17 protein-coding genes are annotated in these 25,108 nt (G+C 70.7%); 9 read left to right on the forward strand and 8 right to left on the reverse strand.

Features of this window, described 5'->3' with window-relative positions; all coding sequences use genetic code 11:
- The first annotated feature begins 128 nt into the window (after positions 1-128).
- Complete coding sequence (locus LW587_RS14505) at positions 129-2,054, forward strand: propionyl-CoA synthetase (RefSeq protein ID WP_232630302.1); 1,926 nt, start codon at positions 129-131, stop codon at positions 2,052-2,054.
- Between the two features lie 12 nt (positions 2,055-2,066).
- On the opposite strand, the gene LW587_RS14510 is transcribed toward LW587_RS14505, so the two are convergent.
- The 3 genes from LW587_RS14510 to LW587_RS14520 all read right to left on the reverse strand — a co-directional run bounded on the left by LW587_RS14510 (position 2,067) and on the right by LW587_RS14520 (position 3,816).
- Positions 2,067-2,948, reverse strand: a complete 882-nt coding sequence (locus tag LW587_RS14510; protein ID WP_232630303.1) for a DUF6456 domain-containing protein — start codon at positions 2,946-2,948, stop codon at positions 2,067-2,069.
- A 138-nt stretch (positions 2,949-3,086) separates the two neighbouring features.
- Positions 3,087-3,281: a hypothetical protein gene (locus LW587_RS14515; RefSeq protein WP_232630304.1), complete on the reverse strand. Its 195-nt coding sequence runs from the start codon at positions 3,279-3,281 to the stop codon at positions 3,087-3,089.
- 97 nt (positions 3,282-3,378) lie between these two features.
- Positions 3,379-3,816 carry a MucR family transcriptional regulator gene (locus tag LW587_RS14520; RefSeq protein ID WP_232630305.1) on the reverse strand — a complete coding sequence of 146 codons (438 nt, stop codon included), beginning with the start codon at positions 3,814-3,816 and terminating at the stop codon, positions 3,379-3,381.
- Positions 3,817-4,200: 384 nt separating this feature from the next.
- On the opposite strand from LW587_RS14520, the gene LW587_RS14525 reads away from it, so the two are divergent.
- Together LW587_RS14525 and LW587_RS14530 are read left to right on the forward strand one after the other, a co-directional pair.
- Positions 4,201-6,354 carry a S9 family peptidase gene (locus tag LW587_RS14525; protein ID WP_232630306.1) on the forward strand — a complete coding sequence of 718 codons (2,154 nt, stop codon included), beginning with the start codon at positions 4,201-4,203 and terminating at the stop codon, positions 6,352-6,354.
- Between the two features lie 167 nt (positions 6,355-6,521).
- Positions 6,522-8,723, forward strand: coding sequence for a calcium-binding protein (locus tag LW587_RS14530; protein ID WP_232630307.1), 2,202 nt, complete (start codon positions 6,522-6,524; stop codon positions 8,721-8,723).
- A 176-nt stretch (positions 8,724-8,899) separates the two neighbouring features.
- Here the strand turns inward: LW587_RS14530 and prfB are convergent.
- The 3 genes from prfB to gntA form a co-directional block, all read right to left on the reverse strand.
- A protein-coding gene (gene prfB, locus LW587_RS14535) for a peptide chain release factor 2 (protein WP_232630308.1) occupies positions 8,900-10,028 on the reverse strand; the annotation gives its coding sequence in 2 pieces (ribosomal slippage) (positions 8,900-9,958 and positions 9,960-10,028; 1,128 coding nt in all).
- Positions 10,029-10,194: 166 nt separating this feature from the next.
- Complete coding sequence (locus LW587_RS14540; protein ID WP_232630326.1) at positions 10,195-10,812, reverse strand: DUF1989 domain-containing protein; 618 nt, start codon at positions 10,810-10,812, stop codon at positions 10,195-10,197.
- A 199-nt stretch (positions 10,813-11,011) separates the two neighbouring features.
- Complete coding sequence (gene gntA, locus LW587_RS14545; protein ID WP_232630309.1) at positions 11,012-11,752, reverse strand: guanitoxin biosynthesis heme-dependent pre-guanitoxin N-hydroxylase GntA; 741 nt, start codon at positions 11,750-11,752, stop codon at positions 11,012-11,014.
- A 420-nt stretch (positions 11,753-12,172) separates the two neighbouring features.
- Here gntA and LW587_RS14550 point away from each other — a divergent pair, with 420 nt between their 5' ends.
- Entirely contained in the window at positions 12,173-14,323 is a 2,151-nt protein-coding gene (locus LW587_RS14550; RefSeq protein WP_232630310.1) for a molybdopterin-containing oxidoreductase family protein, read from the forward strand.
- A gap of 65 nt (positions 14,324-14,388) precedes the next feature.
- On the opposite strand, the gene LW587_RS14555 is transcribed toward LW587_RS14550, so the two are convergent.
- Positions 14,389-16,716: a Tex family protein gene (locus LW587_RS14555; protein WP_232630311.1), complete on the reverse strand. Its 2,328-nt coding sequence runs from the start codon at positions 16,714-16,716 to the stop codon at positions 14,389-14,391.
- 225 nt (positions 16,717-16,941) lie between these two features.
- Entirely contained in the window at positions 16,942-17,679 is a 738-nt protein-coding gene (locus tag LW587_RS14560) for a hypothetical protein (RefSeq protein ID WP_232630312.1), read from the reverse strand.
- 200 nt (positions 17,680-17,879) lie between these two features.
- Between LW587_RS14560 and LW587_RS14565 the strand changes: the two genes are divergently transcribed.
- From LW587_RS14565 to LW587_RS14585, 5 genes are all read left to right on the forward strand, one after another.
- The gene (locus LW587_RS14565) at positions 17,880-18,173 is read left to right on the forward strand and encodes a hypothetical protein (RefSeq protein WP_232630313.1); all 294 of its coding nucleotides are present in this window, start codon (positions 17,880-17,882) and stop codon (positions 18,171-18,173) included.
- Entirely contained in the window at positions 18,170-18,796 is a 627-nt protein-coding gene (locus tag LW587_RS14570) for a TetR/AcrR family transcriptional regulator (RefSeq protein ID WP_232630314.1), read from the forward strand. Before LW587_RS14565 ends, LW587_RS14570 begins: the two co-directional genes overlap by 4 nt.
- A complete protein-coding gene (locus LW587_RS14575) occupies positions 18,793-20,016 on the forward strand; it encodes an efflux RND transporter periplasmic adaptor subunit (RefSeq protein ID WP_232630315.1) in 1,224 nt (407 codons plus the stop codon). The genes LW587_RS14570 and LW587_RS14575 overlap by 4 nt, the downstream gene beginning before the upstream one ends.
- Positions 20,017-20,056: 40 nt before the next feature.
- Complete coding sequence (locus LW587_RS14580) at positions 20,057-23,188, forward strand: efflux RND transporter permease subunit (RefSeq protein ID WP_232630316.1); 3,132 nt, start codon at positions 20,057-20,059, stop codon at positions 23,186-23,188.
- A 234-nt stretch (positions 23,189-23,422) separates the two neighbouring features.
- Positions 23,423-25,099: an adenylate/guanylate cyclase domain-containing protein gene (locus tag LW587_RS14585; RefSeq protein WP_232630317.1), complete on the forward strand. Its 1,677-nt coding sequence runs from the start codon at positions 23,423-23,425 to the stop codon at positions 25,097-25,099.
- Positions 25,100-25,108: the final 9 nt, after the last annotated feature.

Below are 25,108 nucleotides of genomic sequence, written 5' to 3' on the forward strand. Positions count from 1 at the left end.
CGTTCGCGCCGCCGCCTGGGACACCAGCGCGGCGGTGTTTGTTCTCGCGGGCACAAGGGCGCGAAACCGCGCTATCATCCGGACCGGAGGCCGGGGAACGCCGGCCCCGAGGAAGCCCGGACACTGCCATGACGAACGCCGCCCCGCGCCGCTACGCCGACCTCCACGCCGCCTCCCTGGCGGACCGCGACGGGTTCTGGCTCGCCGCCGCCCGGGCGATCGACTGGGACGCGCCGCCGACACGCGCCTTCGATCCGGATCAGGGGGTTTATGGCCGCTGGTTTCCCGACGGCCGGCTCAACGTCTGCCGCAACGCCGTCGACCGGCACGCCGAGGGCCCGCGCGGCGATCAGGCCGCGATCATCCACGATTCCCCCGTCACCGGCACGACCCGCACGGTCACCTACCGCGCCCTGAAGGACGAGGTCGAGGTCCTGGCCGGGCTGCTGGCCGATCTCGGCGTCGGCCGCGGCGACCGGGTGGTCGTCTATATGCCGATGGTGCCCGAGGCGCTGTTCGGGATGCTCGCCTGCGCCCGGATCGGCGCGATCCATTCGGTGGTGTTCGGGGGCTTCGCCGCCAACGAACTCGCCGCCCGGATCGAGGATGCGGCGCCGAAGGTGATCCTGGCCGCCTCCTGCGGCATCGAGCCGGCCCGGGTGGTGGCCTACAAGCCGCTGCTCGACGCGGCGATCGCCCGCTCGGCGCACAAGCCCGATGCCTGCCTGATCCTCCAGCGCCCGCAGGCCGTCGCCGCGATGACCGAGGGGCGCGATCACGACTGGGCAGAGGCCACCGACCGGGCCCGCGCGGCGGGGCGGCGCGCCGCGTCGGTTTCGATGGCGGCGACCGATCCGCTCTACATCCTCTACACCTCCGGCACGACCGGGCGGCCCAAGGGCGTGGTGCGCGACGGCGGCGGATACAGCGTCGCCCTCACATGGTCGATGACGCATCTCTACGGGGTCGCCCCCGGCGAGGTCTATTTCTGCGCCTCCGACATCGGCTGGGTCGTCGGCCATTCCTACATCGTCTACGCGCCGCTGCTGCACGGCTGCACCACGGTGCTCTACGAGGGCAAGCCGGTCGGCACGCCCGATGCCGGCGCGTTCTGGCGGGTCGTGGCCGAGCACGGCGCCGCCACCCTGTTCACGGCGCCGACGGCGCTACGCGCGATCAAGAAGGAAGACCCGCGGGCGGAGACCATCGCCGATTACGACCTGTCGCGGTTCCGCGCCCTGTTCCTGGCGGGCGAGCGGGCCGACCCGGATTCGGTCGCCTGGGCCGAGCGGGCGCTCGACCGCCCGGTGATCGACCATTGGTGGCAGACCGAGACCGGCTGGGCCATCGCCGGCAACCCGATCGGGGTCGAGCGGCTGCCGGTGAAATACGGCTCCACCACCAAGCCGATGCCGGGCTACGACCTCCACGTCCTCGACGAGGCGGGCCAGCCCGTGCCCCCCGGCACCATGGGCACCATCGCCCTCAAGCTTCCCCTGCCACCCGGCTGCCTGCCGACCCTGTGGGGCTCGGACGAGCGCTTCCGGGCGAGCTATCTCACGACCTATCCGGGCTATTACGACACCTCGGATGCCGGCGTGGTCGATGCGGAGGGCTACGTCACGGTGCTGGGCCGGACCGACGACATCATCAACGTCGCCGGCCACCGGCTCTCGACCGGCGGGATGGAGGCGGTGCTGGCCTCCCATCCCGACGTGGCGGAATGCGCCGTCATCGGCATCCGCGACGCGCTCAAGGGCGAGGCGCCCTGCGGCTTCGTGGTGCTGAAATCCGGCGTCGCCCGGGAGGCCGGGATGGTGGAGCGCGAACTCGTCGCGAAGGTGCGTGACGAGATCGGCCCCGTCGCCGCCTTCAAGCTGGCGCTCACCGTGAACCGCCTGCCCAAGACGCGCTCGGGCAAGATTCTGCGCGGCACCATGAAGCGCATCGCCGACGGCGAGGATTTCGCCATGCCCCCGACCATCGAGGATCCGGCGGTGCTCGACGAGATCGGCGCGAGCCTCAAGGAGAGGGGGATCGGGTCCGCGCCCTGACCGGACGAGCGGTCAGACCCGTCCCCCTGCCGGCCCCTCGGCAAGTCCCTTGGCAAGTCCCTCGGCAGGCCCTTCGACCGGCCCCTCCACCGGCGCCCGCCACAACCGGGCGCGGGCGCGGTCCGGCCCCCGCGCCTCGCGCGCGATGCCGTAATGCTCGGCCAGCCGCCCCAGGGCGATGCGGGCCACCACCTTGGCCGAGCGGGCCGGCCATTTTCGCTCCGACTCGATCCGCTCCAGGCCCTTGAGGAAGCCGCACAGGTCGATCAGCAGGCCGGACAGGTCGAAGCCCACCGCGGCCAGGGCCCGATCGACCCGCTGGCGGGCCGCCACCGCCCCGTCGGATGCCGAGGCCGGATCGCGCGCGCCGCCGCCATCGACCCGCTGCGCGGACCAGTCGGCGGTGACCTTCGGCAGCATCTGCGCCGCCTCGAGATCGTGGCGCAACCGCTCGCCCGCGGCGAAGGCCGCCGCGTCGATCATCGGCGCGCCGTCGCGCCCGCGCCGCCGCGCCATCCAGGCGAGCGGACTCTCGGCGGTGTCGCGCAGCCGCGCGCCCGTCCCCTCCGGCACGGGCGCGAGGTGCTGCATCCGGAAGGCATCCCCGTCCGGCCCGTCCACCCGCCGAAGCCGGGCCCGTCCGGCCGCACCGATGACGAGGCGGTTGCGACGGCTGTCGTCCCGCGCCGCGAGGTCGGCGGCGAGCAGCGCCTCGCCGGCCCCCGCCGGGAACCGCCCGGCCCCGAGCGAGACCCCGGCTCCGCCCCGACGCACGATCAGCGTGCCGGGCGCGGAGGGATCGGGAAAGGCGTAGGCGCCCTCGGGCGCCAGGGCCGCGAGCAGCCGCTCGGCCTCGCGGCCGAGGCCCTCGCCGTCCCGACCCTTCTTGTTCATGTTTTGTTCTCTCGCCATCGCGTCACCAAGCCCCACCGACCGGACTCAGGCTAGAGGACAATGATCCTAATACAAGTCTTGACATCGTGCCGATGCGCCCAGGGGTTGCGGCGTCACGCTCCGAGCCGCCGGTTTCCCCTACTTGTCCACAGGCCGGGTCGGGGGATGCTTGAGCACCTCGGCGATCGCGTCCGCCGACTTGCCGCGCACGTCGTAGCCCATCCGGGCTAAGCGCTCGATCAGTGCCTCGCTGTCGGCGGCCGTGCGGGCGGCCCATTCGGCCAGCACGGCGTTCGCTTTCTCCAGACGCTCGGACGCGGATGGATCGCTCATGCCCGGTGAATGCCCAGGGTCGGATTCCGTTCCGTCCGGAATCTGTTGATATCGCGATTAGGCCGCGCGCCGGCGCGGGCGCGCGGCCGAGGGCGGCTCAGGCCGCCGCGTCGTAGTCGCCGGTGCGGACCTGGCCGAGACCGATCGCCTTGGCGAGGTCGGAGCGGGCCTTGGCGTAATTCGGCGCGACCATCGGATATTCGGGCGGCAGATCCCACTTGGCGCGGTACTGCTCCGGCGAGAGGTTGTACTTGGCGCGCAGGTGCCGCTTGAGCGACTTGAAGGTGCGCCCGTCCTCCAGGCAGACGATGTAATCGGGCTGGATCGACTTCTTGATCGGCACGGCCGGCTGCTGCGGCTCCGCCGGCTCGACCTTCGGCGCGACACGGCCGGTGCCGACCTGGAGCAGGGCACCGTGGATGCTGCCGATCAGGTGGCCGAGCTCGCCCGCCGGGACCGGATTCTTGCTGACGTAGGCCGCCACGATGTCGGCGGTGAGGACGACGTAGTCGACCGGCGTCTCGGTTTCGTTCATGATTCGCAATTGTCCCTCGATGCGGTGCCTCGCGCACAATCGTCCTCCAGCGACCTCGGGTCGCGTGGACGAATTGACCAGGCAAGTGCGGCTGTGCGCGCTTGGCCCGCAGGTTTTCACTTATGGCGTGACGCCCCCGCCGTCACGCGATCTACCTAGAACATCGAAATTAGACGGGCAAGACAGGGCCGGTATGCAGCCCGTGTCCTACGCAGACTTTCGGCTGCTGAATCGAGGACGCGCCAAGGGTTCCGCTCATCGGGTTTCGCAGGGCCGCGCGGTGGGGGCGGAGCGCGTCGCCGCGACCGTGGGTGCCTTGCGGGCCGGGGCCCGGCACGGCACATGCGCGGCAAGCCCCGCGGATCGATCCGACCGGAGTCCGGCATGACCCTTCCCTCCCCCGCCATCCCTTCCTTCACCCTGCCGGACCGGCCGCCGGAGGCCGAACGGCGCCCCCACGCCGTCACGGTCCACGGCCGACAGATCGAGGATCCCTATGCCTGGCTGAAGGCGCAGACCTGGCGCGACGTGCTCAAGGACCCGGCCTCCCTGCCGGCCGATATCCGGGCCGTGCTCGAGGCCGAGAACGCCTATGCGGACGCGGCCCTGGCGGGCGCCGGCGCCCTGCGCAAGGCGCTGGTGGCCGAGATGCGCGGGCGCATCCGCGAGGATGACGGCTCGGTCCCTGATCCGGACGGGCCCTTCGCCTATTATACCCGCCACCGCGAGGGCGGGCAGCACCCGCTGGTCTGCCGCCGCCCGCGCACGGTCCACCGCATCGCCGACGCGCCCGAGGACGGCGAGACCGGCGAGGAGATCCTGCTCGACGGCGACCGGGAAGGCGAGGGGCTCGCCTTCTTCGAGATCGCGGGGGCGGCCCATTCCGACGACCACCGCCTGCTCGCCTGGGGCGCCGACACCAAGGGCTCCGAACTCCATACGATCCGCGTGCGCGACCTCGACACGGGCGAGGACCGCCCCGAGCGGGTCGAGGACACGGCGGGCGAGGCGATCTGGAACGCCGCCGGCACCGCCTTCTTCTACGTGGCGCTCGACGAGAACCACCGCCCCGCCCGCGTCCTGCGCCATCGCCTCGACACCGAGCAGGCGGAGGACACAGTGGTCTACGAGGAGGCCGATCCGGGCTTCTTCGTGTCGCTCGGCCGCACCCAGTCGGGCACCTATCTCACCATCACGGCAAGCGACCACGAGACCGCGGAGGTCCATCTCCTCGACCGCGCGAACGATACGGCCCCGCTCACCTGCGTCGCGCCCCGCACCCCGCAGCTGATCTATTCCGTCGAGCATTGGGGCTCGCACCTCGTCCTTTTGACGAATGCCGACGGGGCGGTGGACTTCAAGGTCGTCACCTGCCCCCTCGACGCCACGGGCCGCGAGCACTGGCACGACGCCGTGCCTTACCGGCCGGGCGTGATGATCCGCCACCTCCACGTGCTCGGGAATCACCTCGTGCGGCTGGAACTGGAGAACGCCCTGCCGCGCCTCGTGGTGCGCGACCTGAACGGCGAGGAGCACACGGTCTCCTTCGCCGAGGAGGCCTATTCCCTCGCGATCCTGTCCGGCTACGAGTTCGAGACGGCGCGCATCCGCTTCGTCTACTCGTCGATGACGACGCCCGCCGAGACCTACGATTACGACTGCGTCACCCGCGCCCGCATCCTGCGCAAGCGCCAGAGCCTGCCGAGCGGCCACGAACCCGCGGATTACGTGACCCGGCGCCTGTTCGCGACGGCGTCCGACGGGGAAACGGTGCCGATCTCGCTGATCCACCGCCGGGACCTCGCCCTCGACGGCACGGCGCCGCTGCTCCTCTACGGCTACGGCTCCTACGGCACGCTGATGCCGGCCGCCTTCCGCACCAACCTGTTCAGCCTGGTCGACCGCGGCTTCGTCTACGCCATCGCCCATGTCCGCGGCGGCACCGAGAAGGGCTGGAACTGGTATCTCGACGGCAAGCGGGAGAAGAAGCCCAACACCTTCACGGATTTCGTCGCCTGCGCCCACGCCCTGATCGAGGCGGGCTACACCGCGCAGGGGCGCATCGTGGCCCATGGCGGCAGCGCGGGCGGGATGCTGATGGGAGCCGCCGCCAACCTCGCCCCGGCGCTGTTCGCCGGCATCGTGGCCGACGTGCCCTTCGTCGACGTCCTCAACACCATGCTCGACGCCGACCTGCCGCTCACCCCACCGGAATGGCCCGAATGGGGCAATCCGGGGGAGAGCCTCGCGGCCTTCGAGACCATCCTGGCCTACTCGCCCTACGACAACGTGGCGGCCCAGGCCTATCCGGCGATCCTGGCGCTCGGCGGCCTCACCGACCCGCGCGTCACCTATTGGGAGCCGGCCAAGTGGGTGGCCCGCCTTCGTGCCACCATGACGGGCGGCGGCCCGGTTCTGCTCAAGATCAACATGGAGGCCGGCCATGGCGGCGCGGCGGGCCGTTTCGACCGCCTGGAGGAGGTCGGCCTGATCTACGCCTTCGCCCTGATGGCGGCGCAGGCCGCCCGAACCGGCTGAGCCCCGCGCGGCTCCCCGCCACCGCCCGGCCCGGGGCGGGCGGTGGCGGGGGGCCTGCACACGCCTGAATCGGCGGCGATCCCGCCGGCCGTCAACCGGCAAATGCCGGTACCGAGCCACGAGCCCGGGTGCCACAAGTCGATCATCCGTGATTCGGGAGGTCGGCCATGGCTGTCATCAACGGAAACGACGAAGACAACAAGTATTTCTACGGCATCGGCCTGCCTGGGCCGAACGGAAACGATCCTCTGATCGGAACCTTTGCAATCGATACGATCCACGGCTTGGGTGGAGACGACGACATCCTCGGCCTGGATTCCTTCGACCGGCTCTACGGCGACGGCGGCAACGACTACATCGAGGGTGGCCGCGGCGGGGACATCATCGACGGCGGCACCGGCGACGACTACATCCGCGGCGGCGCCGATCCGGACGAGATCCACGGCGGCGCCGGCAACGACACGATCTTCTTCGGCCGGAGCGCCCGGCAATTCGGCAGCCATGGCGGCGTCGGCGACGACCAGGGCTCGGATGTGGGCGTCATCGTCACGCTCGCCAGCCGCAACTCCGCCTCGGGCGGGACCGGCCAACTCGGCGACGCCGAGGGCGACACCTACGACTCGATCGCCAACGTCTCCGGCACCGACGGCAACGACATCATCCGCGGCACCAACGGCTATATCGGGTTTCTCGGAACGCCGGGTCAGCCCGGGCGCATCGTCACCCTCGACGGCGACAACGAGCTCCGGGGCAATGGCGGCAACGACCAGCTCAGCGGCCTGGGCGGCAACGACACCCTGCGGGGCGGCAACGACCAGGACACGCTGACGGGGGGCAACGGCGACGACAAACTCTACGGCGAGAACGGCGACGACCGGCTCATCGGCGGGGCCGGGGCCGACCGGCTGAGCGGCGGCAACGGCATCGACACGGTCTCGTACCAGGCAAGCGCGGCCGGCATCTACATCTCGCTCGCGGGCGACATGACCGGGACCGGGGGTGACGCCCAGGGGGACACCTTCATCGCCCAGAGCGGCAGCGAGTTCAGCCCGGTCGATTACATCGAGAACGCCGAAGGCTCCGAGTACACCGACGTCATCATCGGCAACACCTACGCCAACACGATCCGCGGCGGCGGCGCCGGCGACTACCTCTACGGACGGGACGGGAACGACACGATCTACGGCGACGGGACCGGCTTCTCGGGCGGCAACGACATCATCTGGGGCGGCCGGGGCGCCGACCGGCTGATCGGCGGCTTCGGCACCAACACCGCGAGCTACTCGGACAGCGCGAGCGGCGTGACCGTGAACCTCGCGACCAACGTGGCCTTCGGCGGCGACGCGCAGGGCGACACCTTCTCGGAGATCCAGAACGTCACCGGCTCGGAATTTTCCGACACCCTGACGGGCGCGGCGACCCTGCCCCTGTTCGGCACGTCCTATGTCGGCAGCGGCCTCAACGGGATGGGCGGCAACGACACGCTCAACGGCTCCGCCGAGGCCGATTTCCTCAACGGCGGCGCGGGCGCCGACCGCATGGTCGGCGGCGCCGGCGACGACGGCTACTCCGTCGACAATCTCGGCGACGTCGTCATCGAGGCAAGCGGGCAGGGGACCGACCGGGTGACGGCCTCCATCAGCTACGCCCTGACTGCGAATATCGAGAACCTCGACCTGTTCTACGAGGCCGGCTCGATCAACGGCACCGGCAACAACCTCGCCAACGTCATCACCGGCAATGGCGGCCAGAACGTCCTCAACGGCCTCGGCGGCGTCGACACGATGAAGGGCCTGTACGGCAACGACACCTACATCGTCGACAATGCCGGCGACCAAGTGATCGAGGGCAAATCCGGCGGTCAGGACGCGGTCGCGGCGGGCGTGAGCTACACCCTGACGGCCGGCCAGGAGATCGAGGCGTTGCGCGTGCTCCAGTCGGTCGGCGACGGGGCGATCAACCTGACCGGCAATTCCTACTCCCAGGCCCTGGTCGGCAACAACGGCGCCAACGTCCTGAACGGCGGCTGGGGCAACGACGTGCTGACCGGCCAGGGCGGGGCCGATACGTTCGTGTTCGCCAACGGGCTCTATACGGACAACGTCGACCGGATCACCGACTTCAGCAGCGTGGACACGATCCGCCTGTCGGACGACATCTTCACGGCGCTGGCGCCCGGCCCGCTCGCCGCGAGTGCCTTCAAGAACATCACCACCGGAACGGTCGATGCGAGCGACCGCATGCTCTACAAGCAATCGACCGGCGAGCTGTTCTACGATTCCGACGGCTCGGGCAGCGCGGTGAAGGTGAAAGTCGCCGTGTTCGACAACAAGGCCGCGCTCACGGCCGACGACTTCTTCGTGGTCTGAGACCGGATGGCGATGGGGGGCCCCATCGCCATCCGCTTCCCGGGAGGAAGGAGAGAGGCGCCGAACGCCTCATACCAAATCCGGTTGATCCCTTCGGGATGGCGGATTTGGGCTTCGCTCAAACGCCGCGCGGGCTCGCCTGATCCGGGCTCCGCTTTGATCAAGCGGAGCCCGTCTCAGTCGATATCCTCGACCGCCTCGACGCCGCCGTAGACGCGCTGGGCCAGCGAGGCTTCCATGAACGGGTCGAGGTCGCCGTCCAGCACCTCGTCCGGATCGGTCGATTGCGTGCCGGTGCGCAGGTCCTTCACGAGCTGATAGGGCTGGAGGACGTAGCTGCGGATCTGGTGGCCCCAGCCGATCTCGGTCTTCGAGGCCGCCTCGGCGTTGGCCTTCTCTTCCCGCTTCTTCAGCTCGGCCTCGTAGAGGCGGGCGCGCAGCATGTTCCAGGCGGTGGCCCGGTTCTTGTGCTGCGAGCGCTCCTGCTGGCAGGCCACGACGATGCCGGTCGGGTTGTGCGTGATGCGCACCGCCGAGTCGGTCGTGTTGACGTGCTGGCCGCCCGCGCCCGACGACCGGTAGGTGTCGATGCGGCAGTCGGATTCCTTGATCTCGATCTCGATCCGGTCGTCGACCACCGGATAGACCCACACGCTCGCGAAGCTGGTGTGGCGCCGGGCGTTCGAATCGTAGGGCGAGATGCGCACGAGCCGGTGCACGCCGGATTCGGTCTTGAGCCAGCCATAGGCGTTGTGGCCCTTGATCAGGAGCGTGGCGCCCTTGATCCCGGCCTCCTCGCCGTCGGTCATCTCGACGATCTCGACCTTGTACTTCCGCCGCTCGGCCCAGCGGGCATACATGCGGTGAAGCATGTTGGCCCAGTCCTGGCTCTCGGTGCCGCCCGCGCCCGCATGGACCTCGAGATAGGTGTCGAAGCCGTCGGCCTCGCCCGAGAGCAGGGTCTCGACCTGACGGCTCGCGGCCTCCTTCTCGACGGCGCGGATCGCCGCCTCGCCCTCGGCGATGGAGGCCTCGTCGCCCTCCATCTCGCCGAGTTCGATCAGCGTCGCGCCATCCTCGAGATCCCGCTCCAGCTTGCGGATGGCCGAGACGGCCTCGTCCAGTTGCTGGCGCTCGCGCATGACCTTCTGCGCGGCCTCGGCATTGTTCCAGAGGTCGGGGTCCTCGGAGGCGGCGTTCAGCTCCGCGAGGCGTTTATCGACAGTATCCCAGTCAAAGATGCCTCCTCAGCAGCCCTATAGACTGCTTGGCGGCATCCGAGGCTTGCTCGATCTCGGCGCGCATCTGGTGTGGAACTCGTGTGCGGTTTGGGCCGGGGTGATAGCGGCAGGCGGGGGGCGTTGTAAACCGAGACGGTGTGCGGGGCAGGGCTTTGGAAGACGTCACAGGCGATGATCAACGGCCATGAGGCCGCGCATACCCGGGTTCCGTTCCCCGGCGGCCTGCCTCCTCACCCGTCGATGCGGTAGTGGATCGGCTTGAAGCGTCCGTTGTTCGATTGCAGCGCCGAACAGGCGGTGAGCCCGATCACGAGGTCGCATTCCGCCTCGAACACGATGCGGTCGCCGGCCCGGCTCAACGGGGGCTCGACGGTGAGGCGGCCGGTCTCGGAATCCACCGGCACGTTCATGAAGCAGTTGAAGGCGACCGGGATGTGGTCGGGCGCGATGCCGTAGGGCGCCAGCGCCGCCGCGAGGTTGCCGAAGCAGCCGCGATGGGGCTGCGCGTCCCCGTAGAGGATCCGGAACGTATCGGCCGAGCACGGCGTCAGCAGGAAGTCGTGGCGCCCGACCGTGTCCTCGACGATCCGCAGGAGCACGTTCGAGCGGTTCGAGTAGAGCGGGTCGCCGGTGGTGAGGTAGATGCGGCTGGCATAATCGAGGGTGCGGCCGGACGAGAGCACCTCGCCGAGATCGTGCCGGTTGAAGGCCAGAAGATCCGCGACCTGCTCGCCCCGCGGATCGATCACCGTCAGGCGCTGGCCGCGATCGAGGGTGAAGGCCGCGCCCGAGCGCGGCGCGATCTCCACGACACCGCTCCCCACGACACCGCTCTCTTTCGACTCCATGCTCATCTCGGCTCTCGTCGTTCGGGCAGGTAGGCCCCGGGCCACGTCGCCCAGAGCCCCAGGACAGGGAAGGGGGGACGGCGTCCCGTGGCTCATACCAAATCCGGTTGATCTCTTCGGGATGGCGGATTTGGGCTTCGCTCAAACGCCGCGCGGGCTGGACTGATCCGGGCTCCGCTTTGATCAAGCGGAGCCCGGATCAGACCCCTGGCAGGCCGAACGGCTCGGACGGGCAGAACGCCTCGTCGCGGACGCGAACGACGTCGCGCCGCGGCTGCATCGGGCAGCGCCAGTCGGGCCCGACGGCGCGCCCGCTGTATTGGCGCGCCTCGGACATCTCGCCGTGGCGGGCGAGCATCGGGTTGGGCGAGCCGGCGAGCCGCTCGTCCCGCTCGATGATCGAGGCCCGCAGGGTCTCGTAGCGGCCCTGCGCCCGCAGCCGTTCGAACTGGTCGTGCAGGTTGAACACGAGGACCGGCGAGGAGAAGCGGCGCGCGGGCCGGCTCGCATGGGGATGCAGCCCGACCACGAAGAAGCCCTCGCCGCCGAAGCTGAGGGAGAAGTGCGGGCTGTCGGGGTCGCCTTCGACCCGCGCATCGTGGGCGTGCCCGATCCAGCTGTCCTTGTCCGACAGGGACTGGGCGCGGGCCCAGAGATGCCGCTCGAATCCCTCCTCGGTGAGGTCGCCCGGCCCCTCGAACACCACGGCAAAGCTCTGGAACAGGTCCGGCTGGCGTCGATAGCGGGCGATGAAGGCGAGCAGCGCCGGAAAGATGCGCATGTCATCCCAGCCCGAGGTGATGTCGCGCGCCACCACGATCGACAGGCGCCCCCGCGAGAGGGCGGATTTCGCACCCACGCATGGGAAGGGCGGGTTCTTGATGAAGTCGCGGAATGCCTGCGCGCGGGGATGCGTGCGGTCGTCCGAAGGAAGCTGCATGTCGGAAGATATGCCTAACTGATACGCGGTGCGGCGCCGGGGGGCGCCGCGTTGGAGCCCCGGGGCGGGGGATCGGGAGGGCGAACCCCATCGTCCGACCGATGTTCCTGGCTGCGACGCGCCGTCCCCAGGGATCGCGCTCCAGGGATCGAGCCCCCAGGGATCGCGCTTCAGGGATCGCGGCCGGACGACCCGTTTCGCGCGACGGGGGGCGAAGGAAGGCGGGGCGCCGTGAGCGGGGCTTCGTCCCGAGCGGCGGCTTCGGGCGGCCGGAACGGGACGATGCGCGGATGCGCGATCGTGCCATTCCCACCCTCGCAGGGATTCGATTTTGAATTATTCTGAGGATGAGGCATCCTTCCGCAGCGTCGAAGCCGGGCCCGCCGAAAGAGGTCTGCGCTCGCACGCGGAGGAACGCGCATGAACGAGATCGTCAACCCGGAAGCACTTCTCGAGGACGCGTCGGAGACCTTCTTCGGTGGCTGCCCGCACGATTGCCCCGATACCTGCTCGATGCTGTTCGAGGTGAAGGGCGGCGAGCTGCTCAGCGTGCGCGGCAACCCGGACCACCCGATGACCCGGGGTGGTCTCTGCGTGAAGCTGAAGGATTACGAGAAGCGCCACTACCATCCCGACCGGCTGCTCTATCCGATGAAGCGCGTCGGGCCCAAGGGCTCGAAAGCGTTCGAGCGCATCAGCTGGGACGAGGCGCTGGACACCATCGTGACGCGCTGGAAGGGCATCATCGACCAGTACGGTCCGCAGGCTATCGCGCCCTACAGCTACCTCGGCAATCAGGGCCTCGTGCATGGGCTGAACGGCGGCGACGCCTTCTTCAATCGTCTGGGCGCCACCGTAACCGAGCGCACCTTTTGCGGCGAGGGCTCCTGCACGGCCTGGCTCCTCACCGTCGGCCCGACCGCGGGCCTCGACCCCGACAGCTACATTCACTCCAAGTACATCGTCATCTGGGCCTGCAACTCGGTCAGCACCAACCTGCACCACTGGGCCATCGTGAAGGATGCCCAGAAGAAGGGTGCCAAGGTCGTCGTGATCGATACCTACGCCTCGCGCACCGCCAAGGCCGCCGACTGGCACATCGCCCCCAAGCCCGGCACCGACGGCGCGCTCGCCATGGCGCTGATCAATTCGATCATCGAGCAGGGCCTCGTCGATCAGGACTACGTCGACAACTACACGGTCGGGTTCGAGGACCTGAAGGAGCGCGCCAGCACCCGCACGCCCGAATGGGCCGCCGAGATCACCGGCGTCTCGGCGCAAGACATCCGCAAGCTCGCCCGGGAGATGGCGACCGAACAGCCGGTGGGCATCCGCATCGGCGTGGCGCTGGAGCGGCATTATGGCGGCGGCCAGACCATCCGGGCGGTCGCCTGCATCCCGGCGCTGACCGGAGCCTGGCGCCATGTCGGTGGCGGCATCACCCAGTTCGGCGTCTGGGAACACCCCTACAAGTTCGACGTCATCTGCCGCCCGGACCTCATCCCGGAGGGCACACGCGTCGTCTCGAACCTGCAGATCGGACGCGCGCTCACCGGCGAGCTGCAGCTCGACCCGCCGATCATGTCGATGATGTGCTGGAACTCGAACCCGGTCACGCAGGCACCCGAGACCGACAAAATCGTCGAGGGGCTGATGCGCGAGGACCTGTTCATGGTCTCGGCCGAGCACTTCATCTCGGACACCGCCTCCTACGCCGACATCCTGCTGCCCGCGACCATGGGGGCGGAGATGGAGGACATGATCCTGTCCTGGGGCCACCTCTACCTCACCTACAACACCAAGTGCGCCGAGGCGCCCGGCGAGGCGATCCCGAACAACGAGATCTTCCGCCAGCTCGCCGGCCGGCTTGGCTTCGAGGAAGAGAACTTCAAGTGGAGCGACAGCGAGTGTCTGGAGCACTACGTCGATTGGAACGCGCCGGCCTGCGAGGGCATCGACCTTCAGTATATGCGCGAGCACGGCTTCGCGCGTCTCAAGGTCGGCACGCCGGACGACCGCGCACCCCACCGGGAGGGCAATTTCCCGACGCCGACCGGCAAGTGCATGTTGAAGGTCGAGGGCGCCACCAACTTCGTCGCCCCGCCGTTCCGGCAGATGTATGAGGGCTTCCAGCCTGGCGAGGCGCTCGATCCGCTACCTGATTACCTCGGCCCGCGCGAGTCCCACGCCAACGATCCCGAGCTCGCCAAGCGCTTCCCGTTGAACATCGTCTCGCCCAAGAGCCACTACTTCCTGAACTCCTGCTACGCGAACATGGAGGACAAGCAGAAGGGCCAGGGCGAGCAGTTCGTGATGATCAACCAAGCCGACGCCGACGCCCGTGGTATCCGGGATGGGGACAAGGTGCAGGTCGCCAACGATCGGGGCGCCTTCAAGGGCGTGGCGCGCATCACCGACGACGTGAAGGCCGGCATCGTGGTGGCGACGCTGGGCTACTGGCGCCAGCTCAACGAGGGCACGGTCAACAGCATCTCGTCGCACGCCTTCACCGACATGGGCCACGCGCCGTCCTTCTCGGACAACCTCGTCGAGGTCGCGCGGGCGAACTGACGGACCGTCCCGAGGGAGACGTTGCCGCGCATCCCCCCTTCCCGCATGCGGGGAGAGGGGGAGCCTCACCGCCCCGACGAAGGGCCTTTGGCTCTGCGAAAGGCGTCGGCCAGCGCGCCGCCCCGCTCCGGCTGTGGTTGCGGCGCGGGCGTCCGCGGCGGCGGAGCCGGACGCGGGCCGCTGCTGCGCGGCGCGCTGGACGTCCCGTCCACCGGATCGTCGAGGCGCATCGACAGGCCGATGCGCTTGCGCGGCACGTCGACCGAGAGCACCAGCACCCGGACCACGTCGCCCGCCTTCACCACCTCGGACGGGGTGGCGATGCGGCGGCGGGCCATGGCCGAGATATGGACGAGCCCGTCCTGATGAACGCCGATATCGACGAAGGCCCCGAAGGCCGCGACGTTGGTGACGACGCCCTCCAGCTGCATCCCGGGCTTGAGGTCGGAGAGCGTCTCGACGCCCTCCTGGAAACTCGCCGTCTTGAAGGCGGGGCGCGGGTCGCGGCCGGGCTTCTCCAGCTCGGCGATGATGTCGCGCACCGTCGGCACGCCGAAGCGCGCGTCGGCGAAGCGCTCGGGTGAAAGCCCACCGAGCACGGCCGCATTGCCGATCAGCACGGTGATGTCGCTCTTGGTCACCTCCAGGATGCGCCGCACCACCGGATAGGCCTCCGGATGGACGCCGGAGCGGTCGAGCGGATCGGCGCCGTCGGGGATGCGCAGGAAGCCGGCGGCGAGTTCGAAGGTCTTGGGCCCCAGCCCCGGCACTTTCTTGAGCGCGGCGCGGGTGCGGAAGGGGCCGTGGCCGTCGCGATGCGCCACGATCTTGGCCGCCACCGCCTCGCCGAGACCCGAGACCTGAGCCAGCAGCGGCACGGAGGCGGTGTTCACGTCGACGCCCACCGCGTTCACCGCGTCCTCGACCACGCCATCGAGGGAACGCGACAGCTTCTGCTCGCCGAGATCGTGCTGGTACTGGCCGACGCCGATGGATTTCGGATCGATCTTCACGAGTTCGGCGAGCGGATCCTGCAGCCGCCGGGCGATCGAGACGGCGCCGCGATGCGACACGTCGAGGTCGGGCAGTTCCTTCGAGGCGATGGCGGAGGCGGAATAGACCGAGGCGCCGGCCTCCGAGACCATCACCTTCGTCATCTTCAGATCGGGGTTCGTGGACAGGATCTCGGCGGCGAGCCGGTCGGTCTCGCGGGAGGCGGTGCCGTTGCCCACCGCGATCAGCTCGACGCCGTGGCGGCGGCAGAGCTTGCCGAGTGACGCCACCGCCTCGTTCCAGCGCCGCTGCGGCTCGTGCGGATAGGTCGTCTCGACGGCGACCACCTTGCCGGTGGCGTCGACCACCGCCGCCTTCACGCCGTTGCGATAGCCCGGATCGAGCCCGAGAGTCGGGCGGCCCCCGGCGGGGGCGGCGAGCAGCAGGTCCCGGAGGTTGCCGGCGAACACCGTCACCGCGGCGTCCTCGGCCCGCTCGAACAGGCGGGCCCGCAGATCCGCCTTGAGGCCGGTGCGGATCTTGGTGCGCCACGCCACCCGCACCGTCTCGAGGAGCCACGCATCGGCCGCGCGCCCGCGGGAGGCGACGCCGTGGCGGCGGCACACCGCCAGCTCGAACGGGCCGGGGATGCCCGGCGCCGCGTCCTCACCCTCGGCCTGGAGCGCGAAGTCCAGAATCTCCTCCGCCTCGCCGCGGAACAGCGCCAGGACCCGGTGCGAGGGCATCTTGTCCAGGCGTTCGCGCCAGTCGAAGTAATCGGCAAACTTCTGGCCGGCCTGCTCCTTGCCCTTGCGGACGCGCGAGACGGCCTCGCCGATCCGCCAAAAATCCTCGCGCAATCGCCCGATCAGGTCGCCGTCCTCGGCGAAGCGCTCGATCAGGATGGCGCGGGCGCCCTCGAGCGCTGCCTCGACAGTCTCGATGCCCTTGTCCGCCGCGACGTAGCCCTGCGCCGCCCGCTCCGGATCCGTCTCGGGCCGGGCGAGCAGCAGGTCGGCGAGCGGCGTCAAGCCGGCCTCGCGGGCGGTCAGCGCCTTGGAACGGCGTTTCGGCCGGAACGGAAGGTAGATGTCCTCCAGCCGCGCCTTGGTCTCGGCCCCCGCGATGGCGGCCTGCAAGTCCGGCGTCAGCTTGCCCTGGGCCCGGATGCTCTCGGTGATCGCGGCGCGGCGCTCACTCAGTTCGCGCAGGTAGCCGAGCCGCTCGGCGAGCATGCGCAGTTGCGCGTCGTCCAGCGAGCCGGTCGCCTCCTTGCGGTAGCGGGCGACGAAGGGGACGGTGTAGCCGCCGTCGAACAGCGCGACCGCCGCCGCCACTTGCCCCTCGCGCACCCCGAGTTCCTCGGCGATGAGCCCGGTCACGCTCGTCGTCACGGCCATCAAGAGGTCTCCATCGCGGCGCCAAGGGGATGGGGCACGGGGATAAAGCGGCGGCCGTCAGACGCAAGGCTCGAACGGGTCCTGGTCTGGGCAGCAGACACCCGCAAGCCCTCCAGTGAGGCGCGACACTGGGCGGCGTCGCGCCCCGTCAGGAATTTTGGGTGCGCTGATCAACGCCCCGGGATGACGGCGAGAATCGTCTTCACCTTCGAAAAAACGCCCCGATCAGGGCCCCTCATCGTCGGGTGCGAGGACCCGTGCATCCCGCCTCACGGCGGCCCTCTCGTCCGCCTCCTCGCGGCACTTCGACAGATGGCCGGCACGGTTGATGACCTGGAGGTTCGGCGTGCCCCAATAGGCCAGCAGGAACGGCCAGGGCAGGTCGCGCTCCTCGCGCCAGACCCGGTAGAGCGGCAGGCGGTGATCGACCTCCGAGCCTCGCAGCAGCCGCTTGCCCGACACGGCGCAGCGATGGCCCTGGCGCGCCTTCAGGGTCTTGAGGTGGTCGCTCGGCGCGCACCAGAACTCCCAGGCCACCACGCAGGCGGCATGCCATCCCGCCCGCCGGTTCGGCGCGCCATCGCCCGCCAGATCCCGGTGCCAGCCGAAGCGGTAGACCGGCCCGCCGCAGATCCGGCAGGCGCCGGGGCCGAGGGCGTGGCGTGCCTCGCGATAGGGCGCCGGAGGCACCCGGAAATGCGTCGGCAGACCCTCGCCGGGGCCGACCTGCCAGGTCCAGCCCTCCGGCGCTCCGGTGCGGGCGGCGAGCGCCCGGGCGAGACGGTCGGCGCGCAGGACGTGATGGCGCCAATAGCTCGCGACCGCGCGGCCCGGTGTCGGCGGGATCAGCGGCCGGGTCAGCGCATGCTGCAGGACATGGGCCGGAAAGCCCGGCCGCAGCGCCCGTTCGAGCCGTGCCCGGGCCGGCCCATTGCGGGCGGAGCGCCATTCCGATGTCGCCATCCTAGTGACGTAGCCCGGCCAAGCGGCCCGCGGGAAGGGGAGGGCGGCCCGGTCCGGCTGTCCGGTTGCCGCCCGCGGCCCGCCTGTCGCGGAAGGGCCACAGCGCCCCCGATCCCACCGCCGCGGCGTCGATGAGAATGAACGTTCATTGACATGAGAATGAACGTTCACTATCCCTTTGGCCAAGGCAGGAGTTACCGATGCGCGCGTCGCTCGATCATCGTTGGGAAGGGGACCGGGCCGCGGACCGGCCGGTCCGTCGGAACGGGCGGGTCCTGGGCGCGCTGCGCCAAGCCTGCACGCCGGGCAACCTCGCCCTCTGCGCCGTGGTGGCCTTCGGCTGGTTCGCCCTCATCGGCTGGACCGGAGCCGGCCCCAAGGGCTGGCAGGCGCGGCTCTGCGCCGATCTCGCTCTGCAGCCCCGCGCCTGCGCGATCCTTCCGGCCGCGGAGGCCGACCGGGCGAGCCTCGCCCCCATGGGGTCGGCGTCGTGAGCGCGGGCGCCGTCGCCGAGGCCCGGATCGAGCCGACCTCCGCGCAGGCCGCCCGGCAGGCGCATATCCTCGACGCGGCGGAAGCCTGCTTCGTGCGCAACGGTTTCCACCGCACCACGATGCAGGACCTCGCCCGCGAGGCGGCGATGAGCCCGGGCAACATCTACCGCTACTTCGACTCCAAGGAGGCCGTCGTCGTCGGCCTGGCCGAGCGCGACCGCGAGCGCGGCGCCGCCCTGGTCGAGGCGATGGAGCGGACGGGCGACCGGCGCGGCGTCCTGATGGGCATCCTCGGCCGCTACTTCTCCGAGATTCCCCGCGAGGCGGCGATCCTGCGCGTCGACCTCTGGGCCGAGGCGACCCGCAACCCGGCCATCGGCGCGCTGATCGAGCACGGCGACGAGGACGGCCGGACCTGGCTCATCGAGACCTTCGTGTCGATCGCCCCCGCCTGCGACGCCCCCGGCCTGTTCGCGACGGTCGCGCCGCTGATGAAGGGCATCATCGTCAGCCGGGCGGTGGTCCCGGATTACGATCCCGGCCCGGCCGTCGCCCAGTTGCTCGCCTCGATCGATGCCGGGCTGACCGGCATGGGCCCCCACGAGGGAAAGACCGCTCGATGAGTGCCGTCCTGCGCCTCACCCTCTTCGCGCTGGCGGCGCTCGCCGTCGCCGCCGCGCCGGCCGCCCGCGCCGAGACCGTCGCACCGAAGGTCGCCCCGGCGCCCGCGGTGAGCGTGATCGAGGCGGCGCGCCGGGAGGTCGTCGAGAGCGTCATCGTCACCGGCACGCTGGTGCCGCGCGACGAGATCCTCGTCAGCCCGGAGATCGACGGCACCCGCATCGTCGAGCTTCTGGTGGAGGAGGGGGCCCGGGTCACACGGGGCCAAGTGCTCGCCCGGCTCAACCGCGACCTCATCGACCGCCAGCTTGCCCAGCAGGCCGCGCTGGTCGAGAAGGCGCGCGCGGCGGTGCCGCAGGCGCAGGCGAGCATCGAGCAGGCCGAGGCCGCCGAGACGGAGGCGCGGCTCGCCTTCGAGCGCGCCCGATCGCTCATGCAGACCGGCAATGCCACGGCCGCGGTGATGGAGGGCCGCACCGCCGCCCTGCGGCAGGCCGAGGGCAAGCTCACATTTGCCCGCAACGGGCTCTCGATCGCACGGGCGGACCTCGCCCAGGCGCTGGCCGTCAAGGCCGAACTCGACCTGCGCCTCGCCCGCACCGAGATCCGCGCCCCGGAGGACGGCATCGTCAGCCGCCGCACGGCCCGGGTCGGGATGGCGACCTCCGCGGCGGCCGAGCCGCTGTTCCGCCTGATCGCCCGGGGCGAGATCGAGCTGGAGGGCGAGGTCATCGAGACCAAGCTGCCGCTCCTGCGCGAGGGCGCGCCCGCCTTCATCGAGATCGGCGAGGGCGAGCGCGTCGCGGGCAGCGTCCGCGTGGTCTATCCGGAGGTCGACCGGGCGAGCCGGCTCGGCAAGGTGCGCGTGCGCCTCGATCCTGATTCCCGCCTGCGTATCGGCACCTTCATGCGCGGCTCGGTCGAACTCGCCCGGACCCGCGGCGTCACCGTGCCCCAGGCCGCCGTGCTCTACGGCGGCGGCAAGCGCAGCTCCGTCCTCGTCGTCGCCGACGACCGGGTGGAATCCCGCGAGGTCCGCACCGGCCTGTCCGACGACGACGACATCGAGATCCGCGCGGGCCTCGCCGACGGCGAACGGGTCGTGGCCCGCGCCGGCAGCTTTCTGCGGGATGGCGACCGGGTGCGTCCGGTGTTCGTCCCGGGCCGCGCCGCCGCGGTCGCCGCTGCGCCCTCGCCGCGCTCCACCGCCGACGCGCGCTGACGCGCCGGCTCCCTCCTGATTCCATCAGCGGGTCGCCCCGATGCGCCTGAACGTCTCCGCCTGGGCGATCCGCAACCCGATCGCCCCCCTCGTCCTGTTCCTCGTGCTGATGGTGCTCGGCCTCGTCAGCTTCCGCGCCCTGCCGGTCACCCGGATGCCGAACGTGGACGTGCCGATCGTCTCGGTCTCGATCACGCAATCGGGCGCTGCGCCCTCCGAGCTGCAGACCCAGGTCACCAAGTGGGTCGAGGATTCGATCGCGGGTGTGCGCGGGGTCAAGCACATCACCTCGGCGATCACCGAGGGCTCTTCCGTCACGACCGTCGAGTTCCGGCTGGAGGTGAACACCGACCGCGCCGTCAACGACGTGAAGGACGCGATCTCGAAGATCCGCATCAACCTGCCTCGCACGATCGACGAGCCGGTGATCCAGCGGGTCGAGATCACCGGTCTGCCGATCCTGATCTACGGCGTCACGGCCCCGGCGATGACGCCTGCCGAGCTGTCGTGGTTCGTCGAGGACAAGGTCGCCCGGACGCTCCAGGGGGTGAAGGGCGTCGGCGGCGTCGAGCGTGTCGGCGGCGTCGCCCGCGAGATCCGCATCACGCCCCAGCCCGACCGGCTGCTCGCCCTCGGCATCACCGCGGCCGAGGTGAACCGGCAGGTGCGGGCGACCTCGGCCGACATGGCGGGCGGACGCGGCGAGGTCGGGGGACGCGAGCAGTCGATCCGGACCCTGGCCGCCGCCCGCACCATCCGCGACCTGAAGGCCACCTCCATCGTCCTGCCCGGTGGGCGCAAGGTCCGCCTCGACGATCTCGCCACCGTCGAGGACGGAATCGAGGAGCCGCGCACCTTCGCCCGCTTCAACGGCGCGTCGGTGGTCGCCTTCGCGGTCTCCCGCGGCTCCGGCGCGAGCGACGCCGAGGTCGCGGCGGGCGTCCAGAAGAAGCTCGCCGAGTTCGCCGACGCCCATCCCGACATCCGCTTCGAGACGATCGACTCCTCGGTCGCCGCGACCATCGGCAGCTACAATTCGGCCATGCACACGCTGCTCGAAGGCGCGGCGCTCGCGGTCGTCGTGGTGCTGCTGTTCCTGCGCGACTGGCGCGCGACGCTCATCGCCGCTCTGGCCCTGCCGCTCTCGGTCCTGCCGACCTTCTGGGCGATGGACGCGCTGGGCTTCACGCTCAACGGCATCAGCCTGCTCGCGATCACGCTCGTGACCGGCATCCTGGTCGACGACGCCATCGTCGAGATCGAGAACATCGTCCGGCACATGCGGATGGGCAAATCGCCCTACCGGGCGGCGATCCAGGGCGCCGACGAGATCGGCCTCGCCGTCATCGCCATCACGGCGACGCTGATCGCGGTCTTCGCGCCCGTCTCCTTCATGGGCGGGATCGCCGGCCGCTACTTCATGCAGTTCGGCCTGACCATCGCGGTGTCGGTGTTCATGTCGCTGCTGGTCGCCCGCCTCATCACGCCGATACTCGCCGCCTATTTCCTGCGCGATCACGGCCCTGCGGAGGAGCGCGAGGGACCGGTGATGCGCGCCTATGGCCGCCTCGTCGGCTGGTCGGTGCGCCACCGCTGGATCACCCTGTTCGTCGGCCTCGCGCTCTTCGTCGGCTCGCTGGCCTCGACCAAGATGCTGCCCTCGGGCTTCGTGCCCAAGCAGGACAATGCCCGCACCCTGTTCATGATCGAGCTGGCCCCCGGGGCGCGGCTGCCCGATACGGTCGCGGTGGCCGACCGGGTGGTGGAGCGCATCCGCGCCCTGCCCGAGGTGGTCTCGGTCTTCGTCGATGGCGGGCGTCAGGCCGGCGGCAAGCGGGAGACGCGGCTCGCGACGCTGATCGTCAACCTGACGCCGAAGAACGCGCGGGCGAAGCGGCAATGGACCCTCGAGGCCGAGATCGCGGCCCTGCTCGCCGATGAGCCCGACATCCGCTCCTGGACCCTGCGCGACAGCGGCCAGCGCGACCTCGCCCTCGTCGTCGGCGGCCCCGACGTCGCCGTCGTCACGGAGGTCGCCGCCCGGCTCGAACGCGACATGGCGGCGATCCCGCATCTCGTCTCGGTCATGTCGACGGCGCCGCTGAACCGGACGGAAGTGCGCATCCGTCCCAAGCCCGCCGCCGCGGCCGATCTCGGCGTCTCGACCGAGGTCATCGCCGAGACCGTCCGGGTCGGCACGATCGGCGACATCGGGCTCAACCTCGCCAAGTTCAACGCCGCCGATCGGCAGGTGCCGATCCGGGTGCAGCTGCCCGAGAGCGCCCGCGGCGCGATCTCGCGCCTCGAGAACCTCAAAGTCCCGGCCAAGAACGGCACCGCCGTGCCGCTGGCCGCCGTCGCCGATATCGAGCTCGACCAAGGGCCGGGTGCGATCGAGCGCTACGACCGCGTCGTGCGGGTCGCGGTCGAGGCCAACATGGAGGGCTCGGACGCCCTCGGCTCGCTGATCGAGCAGGCGCTCGCCACGCCGACGGCCAAAAACCTGCCGCCCGGGGTGACGATCCGCCAGACCGGCGACGCCGAGATCATGCAGGAGGTCTTTTCCGGCTTCCTCCTGGCGATGGGCGCCGGGATCATGATGGTCTACGCCGTCCTCGTTCTGCTGTTCGGCTCGTTCCTGCAGCCGCTGACGATCCTGTTCTCGCTGCCGCTCTCGATCGGCGGCGCCATTCTCGGCCTGCTGATCTTCAACATGCCGATCTCGATGCCGGTCGTCATCGGCATCCTGATGCTGATGGGGCTGGTCACCAAGAACGCGATCATGCTGGTCGATTTCGCCGTCGAGGAGATGGCCCGCGGGGTCGACCGGGTCACCGCCATCGTCGAGGCCGGCCGCAAGCGGGCGCGGCCGATCGTGATGACCACCATCGCCATGGCGGCCGGGATGGTGCCCTCGGCCATGGCCTTCGGTGTCGGCGGCGAGTTCCGGGCTCCGATGGCGGTGGCCGTGATCGCGGGGCTGATCGTCTCGACCCTGCTCTCGCTCGTGTTCGTGCCGGCGGTGTTCCTGCTGATGGACAGCCTCGGCAACGGACTCGGCCGCCTCTTCGGCCGCTTCGTCGGACCCCGCGACGAAGCGGACGCGGCCGCCTCTCCTGCAGCTGCGACCGGCCACGGATCGGACGCCGCCCCCGCCATCGCGCGCCCGTAAGGGCCGCGCGAGACACCGGCCGGTCCGCGCTTCGCCCCGCGCGCGGGCCGGCCGGGCGTCGGTCTCGGGACGGGGACCGCGATCCGCGCGCGCGGGGGCCCGCCCCCCGTCTTTTTCACGACGCCGGCCAGCACCGATCGGGGCGATGCTCTATGAGGGCCCGACGGGCGGTGATGGGGGGAGCGTTTCGCGGTGGGGCAGGCGGCAAACGGGGCGGGTGGACGCCTCTCCTTCATGCGCGCCCTGCGTCGCCCGAGCCTGCGGCAGTGGCGCCTCACCAGCGGTCTGGTTCTGTTCGCCTACGTCCTGACCCATCTCCTCGACCACGCCCTGGGCAACATCTCCCTCGCTGCGCTCGAAGCGGGGCTCGCCGTGAAGGCCGCGCTCTGGCGCAATCCGCCCGCCGTCGTTCTGCTCTACGGCGCCCTGGCCACTCATCTCGCCCTCGGGCTCGTCGCCCTGTACGAGCGGCGCTTCTTCCGGGTGCGACCCGGCGAAACCGCCCAGCTGCTGCTCGGGCTCGTGGTACCCCTGCTTCTCGTCAACCACGTCGTCGGCACGCGCCTCGCCTACACCGTCGAGGGGCTGGAACGCGGCTATCCGCAGGTGCTCTACGCCGTCTGGGTGGGCAATCCCCTGGGCAGCGGCCTGCCCCTGGGGCTGGGCCTTCTGGTGGCGTGGCTGCACGGATGCCTCGGGCTGCATTTCTGGCTGCGCCTGAAGCCCCTCTATCCGCGCTTTGCGCCCTGGCTGCTCGCGGGGGCGGTGCTGGTGCCGGTGCTGGCCCTGCTCGGGATGGTGCAGGGCGGCCGCGCCGTCGCGCTCGCCGCCGCCGATCCGGCCTGGCGGGCCCAGACCTTCGATGCCGTCCATCTCGGCGACGCCGCGCAGGCCGAGCACCTCACCGCCATCCGGCGGACGCTGTTCGGCGCCTATGCGGGCGCCCTCGCCCTCGTCCTCGTCGCCCGGGGCCTGCGCACGCGGGCCGAGACCCGCGGCGGCCTCCTGCGGATCACCTATCCGGACGGGCGCCATGTGCGGGTGCCCCGGGGCGCGAGCGTGCTGGAGGCGAGCCGGCGCGGCCGGATCCCGCATGCCAGCATCTGCGGCGGACGCGGGCGCTGCTCGACCTGCCGCGTGCGCGTCGTCGACGGCGAGCGCGGCCGCGTCCTGCCCCCGCCCGACCGCACCGAGCAGGCGGTGCTGGAGCGGATCGGCGCGAGTCCCGGCATCCGGTTGGCCTGCCAACTTCGGCCGGACCGCGACCTCACCGTAGCGCCGCTCTTCACCTCCCAGGTCCGGGGGGCGGGCCTCGCGGAGCGGGCCGGGACGGGCGAGGAGCGCTTCGTCGTGGTGCTGTTCGCCGACCTGCGCGGCTCGACCCGGCTCGCGGAGGAGCGCCTCGCCTACGATACGGTGTTCGTCATCAACCGCTTTCTCGGCGCGGTGGGCCAGGCGGTGCGGGCCCAGGGCGGCAGCGTGAACCAGCATCTCGGCGACGGGCTGATGGCCCTGTTCGGCCTCGACACCGACCCACGCCGGGCCGCCCGTGCGGCGCTCGCCACGGTCGATGCGGTGGCCGCGGAGGTGGCGCAGCTCAATCGGATGCTCGCGGGCGATCTCGGCGAGCAGCTGCGCTACGGCCTCGGCCTGCATGCCGGCACCGCCATCGTCGGCGCCCTGGGCGACGAGGCCGATGCCCGCTTCACGGCCCTCGGCGACACGGTCAACGTCGCCGCCCGCCTCGAGGCCCTGACCCGACCGATGGGGCAGGTGGCCATCGTCTCGGAGGCGGTCTACGCGGCGGCCGGCCTTGTGGCGGACGAGCTGACGGAGTTGACCCTCACGGGTCGCGCCCAACCACTCCGGGCACGGCTGATCGGCGCCGGGGCGCCCGTGGCGGTCGGGTGAGCCCCCCGC

Source organism: Methylobacterium sp. Leaf118 (assembly GCF_920984675.1).
Taxonomy (GTDB): Bacteria; Pseudomonadota; Alphaproteobacteria; order Rhizobiales; family Beijerinckiaceae; genus Methylobacterium.